Consider the following 17,415-nt stretch of genomic DNA (forward strand, 5'->3'; position numbering starts at 1 on the left):
CATGGCCGATATCGTCTTTCGCAATGTGACCAAGCGCTACGGCGGCACGCTTGCCGTCGACGACGCCTCGTTCACCGTCAACGACAACGAATTCTTCTGCTTCTTCGGGCCGCCGCTGTCGGGCAAGTCGACGATATTGCGGCTGGTGCTGGGACTGGAGACCCCTGACGCCGGCGAAATCCTGATCGGCGGCAAGCCGGTCAACACTGTGTCGCCGGCCGAGCGCAATGTCGCCATGGTGTTCCAGAACCTGGCGCTGTTCCCGCATATGAGCGCGCGCGACAATGTCCGCTTTCCCCTGGTCGAGCGCCGGATTGCTGAAGCCGTGATCGAGAAGCGTGTCACCGAGGTCGCGGCCAAACTGCACATCGGCCATATCCTGCACAAGCCGCCGGCGCAGCTGTCGGGCGGCGAGCGGCAGCGCGTGGCGATTGCCCGCGCCCTGGTGCGTGACCCCGCCGCCTATCTGATGGACGATCCGATCTCGGCGCTCGACGCGCGGCTGCGCGAGGAGACGCGCGTCGAACTGAAGCGGATCCAGCGCGAGCTCGGCAAGACGCTGATCTACGTCACGCATGACCAGGAAGAGGCGATGTCGGTGGCCGACCGCATCGCCATGCTGGAGAATGGCAGGATCCGGCAGATCGGCGCGCCGGCCGAAATCTATGACCGCCCGGCCAGCACCTATGTGGCGCGGCTGCTCGGCTCGCCGATGATGAACATATTGGCGTCGGTGCGCGCGGAGGGCGGGGTCGAGGCGGCCGAGGGAACGATCCGCATTGCCGATGCGGCGGCTCCCAGCGAGGTTGTCGAAATCGGGCTGAGGCCCGAGGACATCAAGGTGCGGTCGTGGTCGGACGGCGGAACGGGCCGACCGGCCAGGGTGTTCGAGGTCGAGCCGCTGGGCGGCTACACCGTGGTGACGCTCGCCGCCGGGCAGACCCGCTTCAGGGCGCTGCTGCGCGGCCAGCCGGACATCCGGCCGGACGCGATGGTGGCGATCTCCTGCGAGCCGGGCAAGGCGCATTACTTTGGTCAAGATGGGGGAGCGCTGGCGAGATGACGGCGGCGACCAGGAACAAGATTTGGGAGGATCATATGTCGAGCAAGGGTTTCGAGCCGGACGTGAAGGTCCGCGCGAAAGACTACAGGATCGGCTGCGTCGGTGCCGGCATGATCATGGCCGAGTGCCATCTGGCCGCCTATGCGCAAGCCGGCTTTCCGGTGGTGGCGATCGCCTCGCGCACCAAGGCCAGCGCCGAGAAGGTCGCGCAGCGTTGGAGCATTCCAACCGTGCATGACACGCCGGAGCAATTGATTGAGGATGCCAATGTCGAGATCATCGACCTTGCCTTCCCGCCGGACCAGCAGCCGGCGTTGATCCGACACGCGCTGAAACAGAAGCACATCAAGGCGATCCTGGCGCAGAAGCCGCTGGCGCTGTCGCTCGAGGATGCGATCGAATTGCGCGACGAGGCGGCCAGGGCCGGCAAGATCCTCTCGGTCAACCAGAACATGCGCTACGACCAGTCGATGCGCGTGCTGAAACAGATCATCGACAGCGGCGCGCTGGGCGATATCGTGTTCGCGCAGATCGACATGCATGCGATCCCGCACTGGCAGGGCTTCCTCGAGGACTATGATCGGCTGACGCTCGCCAATATGAGCGTGCACCATCTCGACGTGCTGCGCTTCCTTTTCGGCGATCCCGAGGAGATTACCACGCTGACCCGCAAGGATCCGCGCACGACATTCGACCATTCCGACGGCATCACCGTGTCGACGCTCAGGTTCCCGTCAGGCGCGCTCGCCGTCTCTCTGGAGGACGTCTGGTCCGGCCCGCGCCAGGAAGGCTACAAGGACGACCAGCACATCAACTGGCGCGTCGATGGCACCAAGGGCGTCGCCAAGGGCACGATCGGCTGGCCGACAGGCTCCGCCTCGACGCTGACCTATGCCTCGACCGAGACCACAGGCGGCGAGTGGGTCACACCCAGCTGGGAGACGATGTGGTTCCCGCATGCCTTCATCGGCGTGATGGAACAACTCCAGCACGCGCTGAAGACCGGCACGCCGCCGGCCCTCTGCGTCGCCGACAACGTCAAGACCATGGCGCTGATCGAAGCGGGTTATCGCTCGATCGAAACGGGCCGCACGGTCCGGCTCTCCGAAATCTCGAACAACTGAAACATTTGCAGGGAGGAATTCACACCATGATGCAGGCAGGTATTTTCACGGGCTATTTCCCGTACAGTCTCAAGGAAACGGCGCAGAAGATCCGCGCGCTCGATTTCAACACGGTGCAGCTCGACCTGCATTTCAAGGATGTCGACCTGTCGGCCGGGCAGATCACCAAGGAAAAGGCCAGGACGGTCCGCGACACCTTCCGCGACCATCACCTGCCGGTCTGCTGCATCTCCGGCTACACCAACATCATCCATCCCGACAAGGCCGAGCGCGACAGGCGGGTCGGCTACCTCAAGGAGATCATCCGCAACGCCCGCCATTTCGGCTCGCCATACGTGATCTCCGAGACCGGCACCTACAACACCGAATCCGACTGGGTGCATCACCCCAAGAACAAGACCGAGGAAGGGTTCGAGGAATGCCGCAAGGTCGTCGCCGACCTTGCCCAGACCGCCTATGACCACGGCGCGGTCTTCCTGCTCGAAACCTACGTCAACAATGTCGTCGGCTCGGTCGAGGAGACGGTGCGCATGTTCGCGCAGGTCGATCATCCCGGCCTTGGCCTGCTGATGGACCCGACCAACTACTTCGAGACCCACAACATCGACAAGATGGACCAGATCCTCAACCAGGTCTTCGACACGCTGACCGACAAGATCAGGATCGCGCATGCCAAGGACGTCAAGCGCTCGGGCAGCGACAAGACCGAAAAGCATGCCGATATCGGCGACGATGACGCACTGGAGAGCCACACGTTCCGTGGCGTCGGCGAGATCGAGCTGCCAGCGCCCGGCCTCGGTTCGCTGAACTACGATCTCTATCTCAAGCGGTTGTCCGAAAAGCACCCGAACATCCCGGTGATCATCGAGCACCTCTCGGAAGACGACGTGCCGAGGGCCAAGACATTCCTCGACGGCAAGTTCCGCGCCAACGGTCTCTGACGGGCCAGACCGCGCCGCCGCTTGCCGGCGGCGCGGTCAGCTCGAGCCATCAGTTTGTGTAGTACAGTGAAGGGCGCAGCCGTCACATGGTAGAACTTTACGGCAGGACGCTCTCGCGCAGGCAGGTCTCGGAACGCTCGGGCATGCTGTCGCAATTCGCCGGCGTGCGGCTGATGACGCTCGGCGACGGCGTCGAGCGCGGCATCCGCATGCTCGAGTTTCGCACCGGCTCCGGCCTTCGCTTCACCGCGCTGGTTGACCGCGCGCTCGACATCGCCGACTGCGACTACAAGGGTCAGGCGATCGGCTGGCATTCGCCCAGCGGCTTTCGCCATCCCGGCTTGCACGAGTATGAAGGCGAGGCGGGGCTTGCCTGGGCGCGATCCTTCTCGGGCCTGCTGCTCACTTGCGGCCTTGACCACATTCTGGGTCGCGATGAAGTGCCCGCCGACACCTACAATTACCCGGGCAGGAAAACCGTCGTCCATTCCCTGCATGGCCGCGTCAGCACCACTCCCGCGCGCCTGACCGGCTATGGCGAGACCTGGGACGGCGATGACTGCGTGCTGTGGGCCGAAGGCATCATCCAGCAGTCGACCGTGTTCGGCGAGGACCTGCATCTCTTGCGCCGCATCGAGGCCGACGTCGGCGGCAACGAGATCAGGCTGTCGGATCGCGTCGTCAATCATGGCTTCAGCCGCACGCCGCACATGTATTTCTACCACATCAATGTCAGCCATCCGCTGCTTGACGAAGGCTCGCGCTACGTGGCGCCGATCCGCGACGTCGTCTGGGCGGGACATGCCGGCGATCGCTACGAGGCGCAGAAGGTGGGCTACCGCACGATGCCGGCGCCGCAATGCGGGTTCAGCGAACAGGTCTGGCAGCATGAGATGGCTTCTGATGCGGCGGGCGAGGTACCGGTGGCGGTGGTCAATGACCGCCTTGGCCTTGGCCTCGAAGTCGTCACCCGCAAGGACCAGCTGCCTTGCGCCTATCAATGGCAGAATTTCCAGGCAGGCAATTACGCGCTGGGCATCGAGCCGTCGACGCATCATGTGCTTGGCAATCTCGCGGCACGCGAACGCGACGAGATGATCTGGCTGGAGCATGGCGAAAGCCGATCCTACGATGCGGTTTTCCGCGTTCTCGACGGCGCCAGCGAGACCACTGCAGCGGAACGGCGGATCGCCGCCATCGCCCGGCAGCCTGACCGGGACTATCCCACGCCATCCGGCAAATTCGTCCCGCTCAAGGGCAGGTCATGATGGTGATGGAATCTGACAGCGGCGGGCATGGCAAGACGCGGCAGGATGTGGATCATCCTGCCCGGTTGGGAATCTGGAGAGCACGGTGACTGGCAAGATGAAGCGCGATTACAGCCTGGTTGGCGAAAGCACCCGGATCGCGATCGAGACGGGACTGGCCTCGGCCGAGTGGTATCACACCGATGTGCCGCGCAAGGCGATGAAGGAATTGATGCAGCGCTCGGACGGGCCGGCGATCCGCGACACCATCATCTGGATCGTCGCGCTGCTGGGCTCGGCCGCCGGCGGCATCTGGTTCTGGGGCACATGGTGGTGCGTGCCGTTCTTCTTCGTCTATGGCGTGCTTTATGGCTCTTCCAGCGACTCGCGCTGGCACGAATGCGGCCATGGCACGGCCTTCCGCACCCGCTGGATGAACGATGTCGTCTACCAGATCGCCAGCTTCATGCTGATGCGCAATCCGGTGACCTGGCGCTGGAGCCATGCCCGCCACCACACCGACACCATTATCGTTGGCCGTGACGCCGAGATCGCGGTGATGCGCCCGCCCGACCTGCTGCGCGCGGCACTTGCCTTCACCGGGATCCTCGACTTCCGCTATTCGCTGCCGGCGCTGGTGCGCAACGCCTTCGGCAGCATCTCGCCCGACGAGCGGAGCTTCATCCCCGAGATGGAGCAGCCCAAGGTCGTCACGGCCGCCCGCTGGCATGTCGCCATCTACGCCGCGACGATCGCTCTCGCCCTTTACATGTGGTCGTTCCTGCCGCTGATGCTGATCGGCCTGCCGCGCCTGTATGGCAGCTGGCACATGGTGCTGACCGGCCTGCTGCAGCATATCGGCCTGGCCGACAATGTCGTCGACCACCGGCTGAACACGCGCACCGTCTACATGAACCCGATCAGCCGCTTCATCTACTGGAACATGAACTATCACGTCGAGCACCACATGTTCCCGATGGTGCCCTATCACGCGCTGCCAAGGCTGCACGAGATGATCAAGCACGATCTGCCCGAGCCCAACCCGTCCATGTGGCACGCCTATCGCGAGGTCTGGCCGGTGCTCATCAAGCAGCTCCAATACGAGGATTATTTCCTCAAGCGCGAACTGCCGCCAACGGCGCGGCCCTACCGTGGCGAGTTCCACGCATTCAACATGTCGGCGGCGGCGGAATAGGTTTTCTGGCCTGCCGGACGCGCGAACCAGATATTTCGGGAGAAAAAGATGGCTGATTGGGTTGAGGCGTGCGCCAAAGACGATGTGGACGAAGAGGATGTCATCCGCTTCGACCATGGCGGGCGCACCTTCGCGATCTACCGGTCGCCGGACGATGCGTTCTTCGCCACGGACGGATTATGCACGCATGAGAAGGTGCATCTGGCCGACGGGCTGGTAATGGACGACATCATCGAATGCCCCAAGCACAATGGCCGCTTCAATTACAAGACGGGCGCGGCCCGGGGCGCTCCGGTCTGCGTCAACCTGAAGACCTATCCGGTCAAGGTCGAGGCCGGCAAGGTGATGATAGACATCGGCTGACAGCCGCAGCACTACGCAATAAAGGAGACCCTTTCCATGAGCCGAAAAAGACCGACAGTCGCGGATTTGCGCGCCATGAAGGGCAAGCGCCAGCTGACCATGCTGCGCGTGCTGACCCTGGACGAGGCCCAGGCCGCCGAGAGGGCGGGCATCGACATCGTTTCGGTTCCACCGGAGCTGGTGCTCAACCCGCAATATCGCGATGCGGCGCCGAGCCTGTTCACCATGCCTGGCGACAATTTCTACGAGATCGGCACGGCGGATGATTTCCTGCGCTGGGCGTTCCGGCTCTACAAGGCCGGCGCCGACGCGGTCTATTGCAGCGCCGGCTATGCGACGGTGAGGCGGATGGCTGACGACAATATCCCGGTGATCGGCCATGTCGGCCTCATTCCGTCGCGCGCCACCTGGACCGGCGGCTTCAAGGCCGTCGGCAAGACCGCCGACACCGCCATGCAGATCTTCGAGGCGGTCAAGCAATACGAGGCCGCCGGCGCCATCGGCGCCGAGATCGAAGTGGTTCCGGTCGAAGTGGCGAAGGCGATCTCGGAGCGCACATCGCTGATCATGCTGTCGATGGGAGCCGGCACCGGCTGCGACGCGCAATATCTGTTCGCCGACGACATACTCGGCCAGAATCGTGGCCACATGCCCCGCCACTCCAAGGTCTATCGCAACTTCGCCGCCGAGTATGACCGCCTGCAGGCGGAGCGCATCGCGGCGTTTTCCGAATATGTCGCCGACGTCAACAGCCTCGCCTATCCGGAAGACAGGCACGTCGTGCACATGGCGCCCGACGAACTCAGCCAGTTCATGAAAAAGCTCGACGGCGCAACCTGACGGCGCAGGCAAGCCACGGCATGGCTGAACGGATGACATCAGCCATCGGCGAGGGTCTTCAGTCGCTGCGCAAGATCATGCGCGGCTGAGCCCTTGGCGAGGCTGCTGGTGACCAGGCGCGCATGGGAGATCGGCGCCGGGGGCAGGCGGGGGTCGGCGATGTCCACGCCGCGGACCTTGCAATGTCGGACGTGACCAGCGATATGCTGGCGCCGGCCCGCAGCGACCGTTCAAACAGGCTCCAGGACGTGCTTTCGACGACAATCTTGTGCGGCACGTTTTGTGTCTCAAGCGCATCCAGGGCGAATTGGCGGTAGACGCAAGGAGCCCGAAAAAACACCAGGGGTACCGGGCCGTCTCCATGCTTGTAGGCCGGCCCACCGGCCCACAGAAGCTGCTCGGACCAGAGGACATGATCGACGTCGGGAGAAGCCGACAGGTCCCGCACGATCGCCATCTGCACCTCGCCGTCACGCACCTGCCGCGCGAGCTTCGCCGAGGATCCTGTCCTGAAGTCGACCGTGACCTCTGGAAAGGCATGATTGAAGGCGTTGAGCGTACTGATGGACGGCCGGAAACAGTCGTTCACGATCCCGATGGAAATGGATTTCGCGGCTGAGGGTGAATTGCGTGCTGTTCAGCCGGCTGGCCGCACGGGTGACGTTGCCCTCGTTGGCAATCTCCAGGAAGCTGCGGAGAGCCCCATCCCGATTCCATCGGGATGGAACAGGCTCTAGAAGATGGCCCTGGAGGTGTTCCGGGATTACGCGACCCGCAGGAGCTTCTCGTATCGCTTGATAAGCCGGTCCCGCTTCAGACGCGAGAGCCTCTGGATCCAGAAAATTCCATCAAGCTGGTCTATCTCGTGCTGATGGCAGACAGCGAGCAGGCCATCGGCCTCCTCGATCCGTTCGACGCCATCCAGGTCCTGATAGCGGACATGCACGCGGGCATGGCGCTCGACGTCCTCGGTGACGCCCGGCATCGAGACACTGCCTTCGGCGTGGCGGATCTTCTCGTCCGAGGCCCAGACGATTGACGGGTTGATATAGGCCCGAGGCTGCGCCGCCGGTGGCACATGGAGCACAACCACGCGCCTCAGGGTGCCGATATGCGGGGCGGTGATACCGATGCCGGGCGCCGCGTGCATCGTCTCGGCGAGATCGATGGCGAGGTGGCGCAAATCTTCATCGAAGACCGATACAGGCTCGGCGACAGCGCGAAGGCGAGGATCTGGAAACTTCACGATCGGCCGAACCGTCACACATCACTCCATGGCGTCGGCGATCACTGCCGTCTGAGCAAACCGTTGGCGATCGCCTGCGAACTGTCAAGGTCCGCCACCATCGCGTGACGCTCCGAACGTCGGTGCCTTCTCGGCATCATTGCAATTGCAGCGTCGCCGTTCCCTTCGGCGCCAGCTCGTCATGGCTCGACAGGATGACGACGCGTTGCCGCAACCTGTGCAGCAGCGCATCGAGAATGCGCTTGCCCTGCTCGGCATCGAGATGTTCCGCCGGTTCGTCCAGAAGCACGACGGGCCGATCCGATAGCCATGCACGGGCGAGGTTCAGCCTTTGCGCCTCGCCGAGCGACAGCACATCCTGCGTGATCCAGCCGTCCAGGCCGCCTGCCGCTCCGACCCTTTCCTCGAGCTCCACGGTGTTCAACGCGCCCCACAACTCCTCGTCGCTTGCATTTGGCGCGAACAGGTTTTCGCGCACCGTGTCGGCGAGAACCGTCGCGTCGTGCGGACAGAAGCAACTCATATCGCGGCGGGCATCCAAACCGAGCCCGACGCTGTCGCCTCGGACGCATCCGTCACCAGCCTCGATCCAGCCGGCGATCTGCTTAAGCAGGGAGGTCTTGCCGCAGCCGCTGGCGCCATGCAGGACCGTTGGCCTGCCGGCCTTGAATGCTGCGCTGATCGGCCTCCCGATCAGCCGGCCATCGGGGGCGTAGCGGGGCAATCGGTCCAGTGTCAGCGAGGAGATCCGCTCCCGGACATGCCCTTGCGACACGCCGTCGGCATTGGTCGGCCATTTGGCCAGGGCCGCGCGCGCGGCCTTCTCCCGTGCGAAGGCGACAACGATCCTTGATGCGCCGAGCACGGATTCGCCAATGGCGAGCCAGGCAAAGGCCAGCAGGGCGGGTGGCAGCAACGCCTCGCCACGCAGACCCGATAGCCAGGCGGACACCACGACGCTCAGCATGGCTGATGGCGCCAGCCAGTTGGCCAGCATGTCGAACAAGGCCTGCCTGTGCCGAAGCACCAACGCACGCGCCTGGGCACTGGCATAACCGTCGAACGGCTGATTGAGCATACGGTCCCAGAGGTGTTCGCCTTGCAACGGCACCGCGGCCTGTATCGCGGCGCCAAGCAGGCGCGAGGCCTGCTGCCTGCTTTCGCGAATGCGCGCCAGATCGGCCTCGACGCGGCTCGCCAGGAACCGCGCTCCGGCCAGGTTTGCGGCAATGAGCAGCAGGATGGGGACGATCGCCAGCGGCGTCATCCACAGGGTCGCCGCGACAAGCAGCGCAATGGCCACGCCAAGCGTCGCCGATGGCAGGCCAACGCGCAGACGCGCATAATCCACGTCCTCGACGTCGTCGAGATAGTCGGCAAGGCGGTCCTGGTTGCCAAGCTGCCAGCCGGCCTTGCGCACGGAGGGCGCCGCCGCCATGGCGGCGAACAACGACGAGCGACGCCGGACCTGGTCGGCAAGTGCTGCCCGGTGGCCGACGACGCGCTCGCCATATTTTGCCGCCGTCCGTGTCAGTGCGAACAGGCGTATGAATGCCGCGGGAACATGGAAGTTGAACGTGAGCGCGGCGGGTGTCAGGCCCGCCAGCGCGACCGCGCCGAGAAACCACATGGACACACCGGTCAGCAGCACCGAGCCCGCCAGGGCGGCAAACGCCAGAACAAGGGCGAGGCGCCATGGCGCGTTGTTTCGGATCGGCTTTTCCGATGGCCCGAGCCGGGTTCCGGCGGCGATCGACGCTGGGGTGCCGTTCATGCGACTTTCTCCCGTACTTGGCGATTGCCCGCGCCAAGGTCGATCGTTGTGCGAGCCAGCATGGCCAGGCTCCTGTCATGCGTGGCCACAAGCACGAGCCGGCCACGCGCGGCATCGGCAAGCGCGCGGCGCACCATCGCGGCGTTGGCCGGATCAAGCTTGGCGGTCGGCTCATCGGCGAAAATGGCGCGGCCCGAGATCAGCGCGCGCGCCAGTCCGATGCGCACCCGTTGCCCGCCAGAAAGGTTCTCACCGCCAGCCTTGATCAGCGCGTCCAGCCCACCCGGCAGGAGCAAATCGTCGAGAAGGCCGACACTGCCCGCCGCCAGCAGCAGCCGGGTGCGGCAGCAAGGGTCGTTGCCCCAGGCGATGGCGGCGCCAAGCGTGCCTTCCGGCACATAGATGTCGGTGGAACACCATGCGATGTCCGGCCGGCCGTTGAGACCCACCTGGTCGCAAGGCGCGGCCCCGATCCCGGCAAGGTGGCGCAAGACGGTCGACTTGCCCGATCCGCTTGGTCCGGTGATGGCCACCAGTCCCGCCTGGGGCAGGAGCGGAGCAGCACCGGCTAGGCCGCGGGCCACGATGGCGGCCTCGAAGGCTGGGGCTCGGGGACTCGCGGTCAGGACGAGAGTGTCGAGCGCGGCTGCGGCGGCGAGCCCTTCGGCCTTGGCGTGATACTGCTCGGCGTAGCGGCGGAACGGGGCGAAATACTCCGGTGCGATCATCAGGATGAACAGGCTCTGCCAGAGCTGGAGATCGGCAAAGCCGGGGATGCTGATGAGCTTCAGATGCCCAAGGCCGAGAAACACGGCGAGGATCGCGATCGACAGCGACGAGAAGAAATCGATGATGCCGGCGTTGAGGAAGGCGATCCTGAGAACGTTCATCGTGCCCGACGCATAGGTGTCCAGCCGCATCGCGAGCTTGCGACTTTCCCCGGCAAGCGCATGGTTTCCAAGGATGGTCGGCAACGTGCGGATGCGATCGGCGAACTGGGCGGCGAGGCGGCCAAAGGCCTTCTCCTGTGCCTCGGCGCCGCTGCGGATGGCCCCGCCGATCAGGACGAAGAAGACGATCATCACAGGGGTCAGCACGACGAGCGCCAGCGCCGCTTGCCAGGAGACGGCGACGATCGCGATCGCGGCAAGCAGAGGCCCCAGCCCCAGCATGATCGAGGCGAGGCGATGCCCGACCGCGAGACCCGCCACGTCCTGCGGATAACGTTGCAGCCCGGCGATCAAAGCCCCCAGCGGCATCGCCTGGATATCGCGAGGGGCAGCCGCCGCGAGGGTGTGACGCAGTTCTTCCAGCAGTCCGTCGGCTACCGCCAGTTCCGTATCGGCGACCGCGCGGTCAGCCATGAGGCCAACGACGCTGGCGAGGACAAGGCTGGCAAGCGCGGCGCCGAGCAGCGGCCAGTTGGCATCGCCGAATATCATGCGACCGACGAACATCGCCGCCAGTCCGGTGAAGGCAAGCCGCGAGACCACTCGCATCGCCTGCAGCGCGAGGGCGCGACGCGTCCCGCGCGCGGCAAGGGCGCGCGCGATATTGAGTGCGCTGCTGGGGGCAGGCGCTCCAGCAATTGAAGTCCCGACATCCTTCGGCTTTGCAGCCGGGAGATGTTTGGCGCGGCGGTTGAAGGCGGTCTTGAACATAGGCGTTCAATCTCACGCCACGGCCATCCACGATTTGACGCACATCAAAAGCAGCGGGCGCCGAACACGCTAACGAGGTGCGACGTTTCAACGGAGCCTTTCCATGACCAGCCCCTTGCTAGTGGAATTGTCGCGGCTGCAATTCGCGCTGACGGCCATGTATCACTTCCTGTTCGTTCCGCTCACGCTCGGCCTGTCGATCATGCTGGCGATGATGGAGACGGTCTATGTCATGACCGGCCGCACCATCTGGCGCGACATGGTGAAATTCTGGGGCGTGCTGTTCGGCATCAACTTCGCGCTGGGCGTCGCCACCGGCATCACCATGGAATTCCAGTTCGGCATGAATTGGGCTTATTATTCGCACTATGTCGGCGACGTGTTCGGCGCGCCCCTGGCGATCGAAGGCCTGATGGCCTTCTTCCTGGAGGCGACCTTCGTCGGACTGTTCTTCTTCGGCTGGGAGAAGCTGTCGGCCCGCGCGCATCTCGCCGTCACCTGGCTTGTCGCGCTGGGCACCAATTTCTCGGCGCTGTGGATCCTGATCGCCAATGGCTGGATGCAGAATCCCGTCGGCGCGGCCTTCAATCCCGATACGATGCGCATGGAGGTGAAGGATTTCATGGCCGTCATCTTCAACCCGGTGGCGCAGGCGAAGTTCGTCCACACCGTTTCGGCCGGCTATGTCTGCGGCGCCGTCTTCGTGCTCGGCGTTTCGGCCTTCTACATGCTGCGTGGGCGGCACGTCGATCTCGCCAAGCGCTCCTTCGTCATCGCCTCCGCCTTCGGCATGGCCGCGTCGCTGTCGGTCATCGTGCTCGGTGACGAGAGCGGCTACGCCATCACCGACAACCAGAAGATGAAGCTCGCTGCGATGGAGGCGATGTGGGAGACAGAGCCGGCTCCCGCCTCTTTCACCCTGTTCGGCATTCCCTCCATGAGCGATCGCACGACCCATTTCGCCGTGCATGTTCCCTGGGTGATGGGCATTATCGGCACCCGCTCGATCGACAGGGAAATCCCTGGCATCTTCGAACTCGTTGAAAAGGCCGAGGGGCGCATCCGCGATGGACTGACCGCCTACGACGCGCTGGAAAAGCTCAAGGTCAATCGCGGCGACCAGGCTGCGCGCGCCAGCTTCGACGCGACGAGCAAGGATCTCGGCTACGCGCTGCTGCTCAAGCGCTACATCGAGGATCCGCGCCTTGCCAATGAAGACCAGATCAAGCAGGCGGCGTGGTCGACCGTGCCGGAAGTGCCGGCGATCTTCTTCACCTTCCGCATCATGGTGTTGTGCGCCTTCGTGCTGCTTGCCGTCTTCGCGATCTCGCTGTGGCACACGATGCGCGAGACGCCGGCGCCGCGCTGGCTGTTCCGCATGGCGCTGCTGGCGATGCCGTTGCCGTGGATTGCCGCCGAGGTCGGCTGGTTCGTCGCCGAGTTCGGCCGACAGCCATGGATCATCGAGGGCACCCTGCCCACCTTCCTGGCGACGTCCGAGCTTGGCATCTACAACCTCGTGATCACCATCCTCGGCTTTACCCTCGTCTATGGGGTGCTCGCCGTGATCGAGGTGCGGCTGATGCTGCAGGCCATAGCGAAAGGCCCGGTGCTCAGCACGGATCGTCTGGCGCCTGAAGGCACGCAAGCCCAGTTCGCGGCCGCCCACTAACCGGACCCTTAGGGAACAACGACGATGATCGACTTTCTCTTCAGCTACGAAACACTGCGGATCATATGGTGGGGGTTGCTTGGCGTGCTGCTCATGGCCTTCGCCGTGACGGACGGCTTCGACATGGGCGTCGGAGCACTGCTGCCCTTCGTCGCGAAAACCGACATCGAACGGCGTGTCGTCATCAACACCATCGGGCCGGTCTGGGAAGGCAACCAGGTCTGGTTCGTCCTGGGCGGCGGCGCGATCTTCGCAGCCTGGCCGGCGCTCTACGCAGTGAGCTTCTCCGGCTTCTACCTCGCCATGTTCCTGGTGCTGTTGGCGATGATCCTGCGGCCGGTCGCCTTCAAATACCGCTCCAAGCGGGAAGACCCGCGCTGGCGCGCGAACTGGGACTGGGCACTGTTCATCGGCGGCGCCGTGCCGGCGCTCATCTTCGGCGTGGCGGTGGGCAATGTGCTGAGAGGCGTGCCGTTCCATTTCTCGACCGACCTGCGGCCGTTCTACGAGGGCAGCCTGTTCGGCCTGCTCAATCCAGTGGCCCTCTATTGCGGCCTGGTCTCGCTTTCGATGCTTGTCATGCACGGCGCGGCCTGGCTGGCGTTCAAGGCGGAAGGGCCGGTGGCCGAACGCGCCAGGACTATCGGCAGCAAGGTCGCCGTGGCCGCCGCCATCCTGTTCGCCGGTGGCGGCGTGCTTGTCTGGCTCGGACTGCTCGGCGGCTACCAAGTGACGAGCGCCATCGTCTGGGATGGCCCCTCCAATCCGCTGGGCAAGACGGTGATCGCCGATTCCGCCGCATGGCTGCGCAACTTCCACGCCACGCCGGCCCTTTGCCTGGTGCCGGCGCTCGGCATCGTGGCGCCGCTGATTGCCGCCGCCGGCTTCCGCGCGCGCCGCCAGGGCCTGACCTTCCTCGCCTCGGAGCTTGGCGTGCTCTGCATCGTCGCGACGGTCGGCCTGGCGATGTTCCCTATCCTCCTGCCGTCGAGCAGCAATCCGGGGCATTCGCTTACCGTATTCGACGCCTCCTCCAGCCGGGTGACGCTGCGCAACATGCTGATCGCGACGGTCATCTTCCTGCCGCTCATCCTTGCCTACACGAGCTGGGTCTACAGCGTCCTGTGGGGCAAGGTCAGCGAGGCCTCCGTGCGCGGGTCCGGGTCGTCGGCCTACTGAAACAGACATTGGAGATTACGACGATGTGGTACTTCGCCTGGATCCTAGGCCTCGGACTGGCCACCACGGTTGGCATCCTGAATGCCCTCTGGTACGAACTGCGCGCGATCCGCGCACAGCCCGCCGGAAAAACGGAGCCTCTCGACACGCCCTGACATGAAGCCGGGCTCCGGCACCTGTTGTCCGGAGCTTCGCCGAGAACCGCCTCAGTCGCCGGACGGCTGCTGGAGCGGAACTCCTGCGGGTCCCGCCGCGAGCCTATCGAGAAACGCGGCCTGGCCCGGGATGATCCTGGCGCGGGCATCCGTCAGACTGAACCATTGTGCACGGTCGATCTCGGGGAAGTTTTGAATGATGCCGCCACGCGGCGGCCATTCGAGTTCGAACGTGTTGCTGACCAGCGTCGCGGCATCGAAATTAGCCCGCGCGGCATAGGCGGTGACGATCTTGCCGCCGCGCTGCGTGACCTCGCCAAGCGGCTCGAGTGCGACGTCGAGGCTCCAGCCGGTTTCCTCGCCGAACTCCCGCAGGGCGGCGGCCTCGGCATTCTCGCTTTCGTCATACTCGCCCTTGAAGATGGACCAGGCGCCGAGGTCCCGCGCCCGCCAGAAGGGCCCGCCGGGGTGACCGAGTAGCACTTCGATCACGGCGTCGTTTCGGCGATAGGGAAGTATTCCGGCACTGCGTCGAGGCATCTTTTCTCCAGCGCAAGACCGCACCTACTGCAGGGATGGTCCACCCTCTACACCAGATCCGTCATCGCCGAACATCCAAGATTTCGCCTCTCGCAGGCAAGAACGCGCGAACGGAATCAACGATCGTCTAACGCCTGATCAACGCTTGTGAACACGCGGCCGGACCAAAGGCACGTGAGGCGACCCCATTCCCACCGGCGATTCTTGGTGAATAGGGACGTCTGGGGGAAGACATGGCTGTTCAATCGGATACGCGGCAATCTGGTCCGCTGCGGCAATGTGCTTGCGCCGGGCTTGTCGAGGGCCATCCCACCGACGTTGGCGCGGGACAGGGCACATGGCGGCGGCGCGCTTGCGCGCCCTGGCGCGGAGACGCCAGGGGTGCTGATGTTTGAAGCCGACACCAGGACAAGCGCGGCGCATGGTGTTGCGTGGCCTTTCCCCCCGGGAGCGGAATGCTTCGCCGCCTGGAAGGAAGCACTCTCCCGATTGGTCGACTGTGCAATACCGGCCGACGCGGACCCGGCCTTGTTCGACTTTCATGGCCGCACGTGGCAACTCCCCCAGGCCTTCGTGCAGGTCAATGGCGGATCGGCCATGTCGATGTCTCGACCGCAACGCGTCATCGATGACCGGCCGATCTCCCATATGTCGCTCTATCTGCTTACAAATGGCAGCGTCGTGACCGACTATGACGGACATAAGCGGACCCATGGTCCCGGCGATGTCGTCGCCGTCGACTATTCCCTGCCCTATGAATCCCAAACGCCCGGATATGAGGGGATAACGCTTACATTCGATAGAGCCGGCACGCCTCCCGGCCTGCAAGGCGATGTCCATGGCATGACACTGACCGCGGACAGCAGCGCGGGCAAGCTCCTGGGGACCCAGATCCGATCACTCGTGGATCATATCGATGGGCTCAGCGTCGACCAGGCTCAGGCCGCCGTCGACGGCATTTTGCGGTTTGCCGCAAGCTCCCTTCCCGCCGCCATACCGAGAAAGATACGCAATGGCGCCCCGGTCCTCAATCGCGCCCACCGGCTGGCCAGAGGGAGAATGTCCGACCCCGACTTCGGCCCCGATGATCTGGCATTCGCGCTGGGGGTGTCGCGATCAAAACTCTTTCGTTCGTTCGAGGCCCAGGGTGGCGTGCAACGCTGGTTGCTGGGAGAACGACTGACGGCCAGCCTGGAGGCGATTGTAAAATCGGCGGGCAAATTGAAAATATCGGCCATCGCCCACCAGCACGGATTTCGCAGCGAGGCACATTTCAGCCGTGCTTTCCGGAACCGGTATGGGATGAGCCCAAGCTCGGCCCGGGCAGTGACCATGCGCTCGCAAGGTACCGCGATGTATCTGAACTGGGCAGAAAAGAATGAGGGATCGACAGTGGAAGCCTGGCTCGCATCCGCTCAGGCCACGGATCAGGAAGAGGCAGGACGGCGACGTCAATCCACCCGGGCGTCCGTGCACGCTGGCGCTGGCGTCTAGACTGGCACGAGATGCCGCACCTTGCCTGCACGTCCCGTCTTCATGACTGAACGTCCCAATGTGACGTCAAGCCAGCGACAGCAAAAACCTGACCGTGCGAGAGCAGCCATGGCTGCTCATCGGATTGATGTTGCAGCGCTATCTGGAATGGCGCCAGTCGGGCGAGGGGTACTTCACATGCGTATTTTTGCAATCTCGGTAGGTCTCGTCCTGGCGGCATCGTCCGCGCCCGCCCACGCGGCCTCTCCAGGCATGCCGATGGAAGAAAAACCCGTCGATTTCAACTGGACAGGCGGATATGTCGGCGCCCAGGCAGGATATACCGGGGGAGATGGCAGCTTCACCGGGGATGGCGACCATGCTACCCCGAAGCCGGATGGTCTCATCGGCGGCCTGTATGTCGGCGCGAACTACCAATTCGACAACAGGATCGTCCTGGGTGTTGATGCCGACATCGCCTGGAGTGGGGCTGACGATCGTGTCCTCGTATACAACGCGGCGGGGGAACCTTGGCCTGCCGACTTCCCTGTAGTCCAAAGGATAAACCGGACTGGTGCGGTCCGGGCGCGCCTTGGATACGCAATGGACCGGTGGCTGCCCTATATTGCCGGTGGCGTTGCGTTTGCTGACGTCAATCAGAGGCTCGTCGGAGCCGATGACGATTTCAACACGACCTATACCGGCTGGACGCTCGGCGTCGGCACCGAGTACGCCTTTACCGACAACTTTATCCTCCGGGCCGAGTACCGCTATGCTGACTTTGGAACCAGGACATTCGAGGTACAGGACTCGCCGCCATTGCATATCGGACTCAAGACCAGCGACATTCGTGTAGGCGCCGCTTACAGGTTCTGACCCGTCGGCCTCTACCGTCCACGGTCAGTAGCCGATTGCGGCCGGCGCCCGCGAACGGAACAACAG

General features: G+C 64.1%; 17 protein-coding genes and 1 pseudogene. 12 read left to right on the top strand and 6 right to left on the bottom strand.

Going from position 1 to position 17,415, the window contains the following annotated elements; translation table 11 throughout:
- Nucleotide 1 precedes the first annotated feature (1 nt).
- The 7 genes from ABVQ20_RS31555 to ABVQ20_RS31585 all read left to right on the top strand — a co-directional run bounded on the left by ABVQ20_RS31555 (nucleotide 2) and on the right by ABVQ20_RS31585 (nucleotide 6,773).
- On the top strand, nucleotides 2-1,063 hold the full coding sequence (locus ABVQ20_RS31555; protein WP_354463607.1) for an ABC transporter ATP-binding protein: 1,062 nt from the start codon (nucleotides 2-4) through the stop codon (nucleotides 1,061-1,063).
- Between the two features lie 35 nt (nucleotides 1,064-1,098).
- Entirely contained in the window at nucleotides 1,099-2,187 is a 1,089-nt protein-coding gene (locus ABVQ20_RS31560) for a Gfo/Idh/MocA family protein (protein WP_354463608.1), read from the top strand.
- A 26-nt stretch (nucleotides 2,188-2,213) separates the two neighbouring features.
- Nucleotides 2,214-3,128 (top strand): sugar phosphate isomerase/epimerase family protein, encoded by a 915-nt coding sequence (locus ABVQ20_RS31565; protein ID WP_354463609.1) that lies wholly within the window; start codon nucleotides 2,214-2,216, stop codon nucleotides 3,126-3,128.
- 86 nt (nucleotides 3,129-3,214) lie between these two features.
- Nucleotides 3,215-4,396 (top strand): aldose 1-epimerase family protein, encoded by a 1,182-nt coding sequence (locus ABVQ20_RS31570; RefSeq protein WP_354463610.1) that lies wholly within the window; start codon nucleotides 3,215-3,217, stop codon nucleotides 4,394-4,396.
- 97 nt (nucleotides 4,397-4,493) lie between these two features.
- Nucleotides 4,494-5,570: a fatty acid desaturase family protein gene (locus ABVQ20_RS31575; protein WP_354463729.1), complete on the top strand. Its 1,077-nt coding sequence runs from the start codon at nucleotides 4,494-4,496 to the stop codon at nucleotides 5,568-5,570.
- A 48-nt stretch (nucleotides 5,571-5,618) separates the two neighbouring features.
- Nucleotides 5,619-5,933, top strand: coding sequence for a MocE family 2Fe-2S type ferredoxin (locus ABVQ20_RS31580; RefSeq protein ID WP_354463611.1), 315 nt, complete (start codon nucleotides 5,619-5,621; stop codon nucleotides 5,931-5,933).
- Nucleotides 5,934-5,969: 36 nt separating this feature from the next.
- On the top strand, nucleotides 5,970-6,773 hold the full coding sequence (locus ABVQ20_RS31585) for a 3-methyl-2-oxobutanoate hydroxymethyltransferase (RefSeq protein ID WP_354463612.1): 804 nt from the start codon (nucleotides 5,970-5,972) through the stop codon (nucleotides 6,771-6,773).
- Nucleotides 6,774-6,831: 58 nt separating this feature from the next.
- On the opposite strand, the gene ABVQ20_RS31590 is transcribed toward ABVQ20_RS31585, so the two are convergent.
- From ABVQ20_RS31590 to ABVQ20_RS31610, 5 genes and pseudogenes are all read right to left on the bottom strand, one after another.
- Complete coding sequence (locus tag ABVQ20_RS31590) at nucleotides 6,832-7,377, bottom strand: LysR family transcriptional regulator substrate-binding protein (protein ID WP_354463730.1); 546 nt, start codon at nucleotides 7,375-7,377, stop codon at nucleotides 6,832-6,834.
- Between the two features lie 10 nt (nucleotides 7,378-7,387).
- A pseudogene (locus ABVQ20_RS31595) lies at nucleotides 7,388-7,612 on the bottom strand (helix-turn-helix domain-containing protein); the annotation flags it as partial.
- Nucleotides 7,537-8,037: a peptide deformylase gene (locus ABVQ20_RS31600; protein ID WP_354463613.1), complete on the bottom strand. Its 501-nt coding sequence runs from the start codon at nucleotides 8,035-8,037 to the stop codon at nucleotides 7,537-7,539. The pseudogene ABVQ20_RS31595 and the gene ABVQ20_RS31600, both read right to left, overlap by 76 nt.
- Nucleotides 8,038-8,155: 118 nt before the next feature.
- Nucleotides 8,156-9,793, bottom strand: a complete 1,638-nt coding sequence (locus ABVQ20_RS31605; protein WP_354463614.1) for an ATP-binding cassette domain-containing protein — start codon at nucleotides 9,791-9,793, stop codon at nucleotides 8,156-8,158.
- Nucleotides 9,790-11,454 (bottom strand): ABC transporter transmembrane domain-containing protein, encoded by a 1,665-nt coding sequence (locus tag ABVQ20_RS31610; RefSeq protein WP_354463615.1) that lies wholly within the window; start codon nucleotides 11,452-11,454, stop codon nucleotides 9,790-9,792. Before ABVQ20_RS31610 ends, ABVQ20_RS31605 begins: the two co-directional genes overlap by 4 nt.
- 103 nt (nucleotides 11,455-11,557) lie before the next feature.
- Between ABVQ20_RS31610 and ABVQ20_RS31615 the strand changes: the two genes are divergently transcribed.
- The 3 genes from ABVQ20_RS31615 to cydX are packed head-to-tail and all read left to right on the top strand — an operon-like array spanning nucleotide 11,558 to nucleotide 14,460.
- Entirely contained in the window at nucleotides 11,558-13,126 is a 1,569-nt protein-coding gene (locus tag ABVQ20_RS31615; protein ID WP_354463616.1) for a cytochrome ubiquinol oxidase subunit I, read from the top strand.
- Nucleotides 13,127-13,150: 24 nt separating this feature from the next.
- Nucleotides 13,151-14,305, top strand: coding sequence for a cytochrome d ubiquinol oxidase subunit II (cydB, locus tag ABVQ20_RS31620; protein ID WP_354463617.1), 1,155 nt, complete (start codon nucleotides 13,151-13,153; stop codon nucleotides 14,303-14,305).
- A 23-nt stretch (nucleotides 14,306-14,328) separates the two neighbouring features.
- A complete protein-coding gene (cydX, locus tag ABVQ20_RS31625) occupies nucleotides 14,329-14,460 on the top strand; it encodes a cytochrome bd-I oxidase subunit CydX (RefSeq protein ID WP_354463618.1) in 132 nt (43 codons plus the stop codon).
- Nucleotides 14,461-14,511: 51 nt separating this feature from the next.
- On the opposite strand, the gene ABVQ20_RS31630 is transcribed toward cydX, so the two are convergent.
- Entirely contained in the window at nucleotides 14,512-15,000 is a 489-nt protein-coding gene (locus ABVQ20_RS31630; protein ID WP_354463619.1) for an NUDIX hydrolase, read from the bottom strand.
- 603 nt (nucleotides 15,001-15,603) lie between these two features.
- Between ABVQ20_RS31630 and ABVQ20_RS31635 the strand changes: the two genes are divergently transcribed.
- The gene (locus ABVQ20_RS31635; protein ID WP_494337958.1) at nucleotides 15,604-16,494 is read left to right on the top strand and encodes a helix-turn-helix transcriptional regulator; all 891 of its coding nucleotides are present in this window, start codon (nucleotides 15,604-15,606) and stop codon (nucleotides 16,492-16,494) included.
- Nucleotides 16,495-16,671: 177 nt separating this feature from the next.
- Nucleotides 16,672-17,349, top strand: a complete 678-nt coding sequence (locus tag ABVQ20_RS31640) for an outer membrane protein (protein ID WP_354463620.1) — start codon at nucleotides 16,672-16,674, stop codon at nucleotides 17,347-17,349.
- Nucleotides 17,350-17,415 lie beyond the last annotated feature (66 nt).

This window comes from Mesorhizobium shangrilense, assembly GCF_040537815.1.
GTDB classification, from domain to species: Bacteria; Pseudomonadota; Alphaproteobacteria; order Rhizobiales; family Rhizobiaceae; genus Mesorhizobium; species Mesorhizobium shangrilense.

Coding starts and splice junctions, on each gene's coding strand:
- ABVQ20_RS31555 (WP_354463607.1), top strand. CDS start 2: ATGGCCGATATCGTCTTTCGCAATGTGACCAAGCGCTACGGCGGCACG.
- ABVQ20_RS31615 (WP_354463616.1), top strand. CDS start 11,558: ATGACCAGCCCCTTGCTAGTGGAATTGTCGCGGCTGCAATTCGCGCTG.
- ABVQ20_RS31575 (WP_354463729.1), top strand. CDS start 4,494: ATGAAGCGCGATTACAGCCTGGTTGGCGAAAGCACCCGGATCGCGATC.
- ABVQ20_RS31640 (WP_354463620.1), top strand. CDS start 16,672: ATGCGTATTTTTGCAATCTCGGTAGGTCTCGTCCTGGCGGCATCGTCC.
- cydB (WP_354463617.1), top strand. CDS start 13,151: ATGATCGACTTTCTCTTCAGCTACGAAACACTGCGGATCATATGGTGG.
- ABVQ20_RS31635 (WP_494337958.1), top strand. CDS start 15,604: ATGTCTCGACCGCAACGCGTCATCGATGACCGGCCGATCTCCCATATG.
- ABVQ20_RS31605 (WP_354463614.1), bottom strand. CDS start 9,793: ATGAACGGCACCCCAGCGTCGATCGCCGCCGGAACCCGGCTCGGGCCA.
- ABVQ20_RS31610 (WP_354463615.1), bottom strand. CDS start 11,454: ATGTTCAAGACCGCCTTCAACCGCCGCGCCAAACATCTCCCGGCTGCA.
- ABVQ20_RS31585 (WP_354463612.1), top strand. CDS start 5,970: ATGAGCCGAAAAAGACCGACAGTCGCGGATTTGCGCGCCATGAAGGGC.
- ABVQ20_RS31560 (WP_354463608.1), top strand. CDS start 1,099: ATGTCGAGCAAGGGTTTCGAGCCGGACGTGAAGGTCCGCGCGAAAGAC.
- ABVQ20_RS31570 (WP_354463610.1), top strand. CDS start 3,215: ATGGTAGAACTTTACGGCAGGACGCTCTCGCGCAGGCAGGTCTCGGAA.
- ABVQ20_RS31630 (WP_354463619.1), bottom strand. CDS start 15,000: ATGCCTCGACGCAGTGCCGGAATACTTCCCTATCGCCGAAACGACGCC.
- ABVQ20_RS31565 (WP_354463609.1), top strand. CDS start 2,214: ATGATGCAGGCAGGTATTTTCACGGGCTATTTCCCGTACAGTCTCAAG.
- ABVQ20_RS31580 (WP_354463611.1), top strand. CDS start 5,619: ATGGCTGATTGGGTTGAGGCGTGCGCCAAAGACGATGTGGACGAAGAG.
- cydX (WP_354463618.1), top strand. CDS start 14,329: ATGTGGTACTTCGCCTGGATCCTAGGCCTCGGACTGGCCACCACGGTT.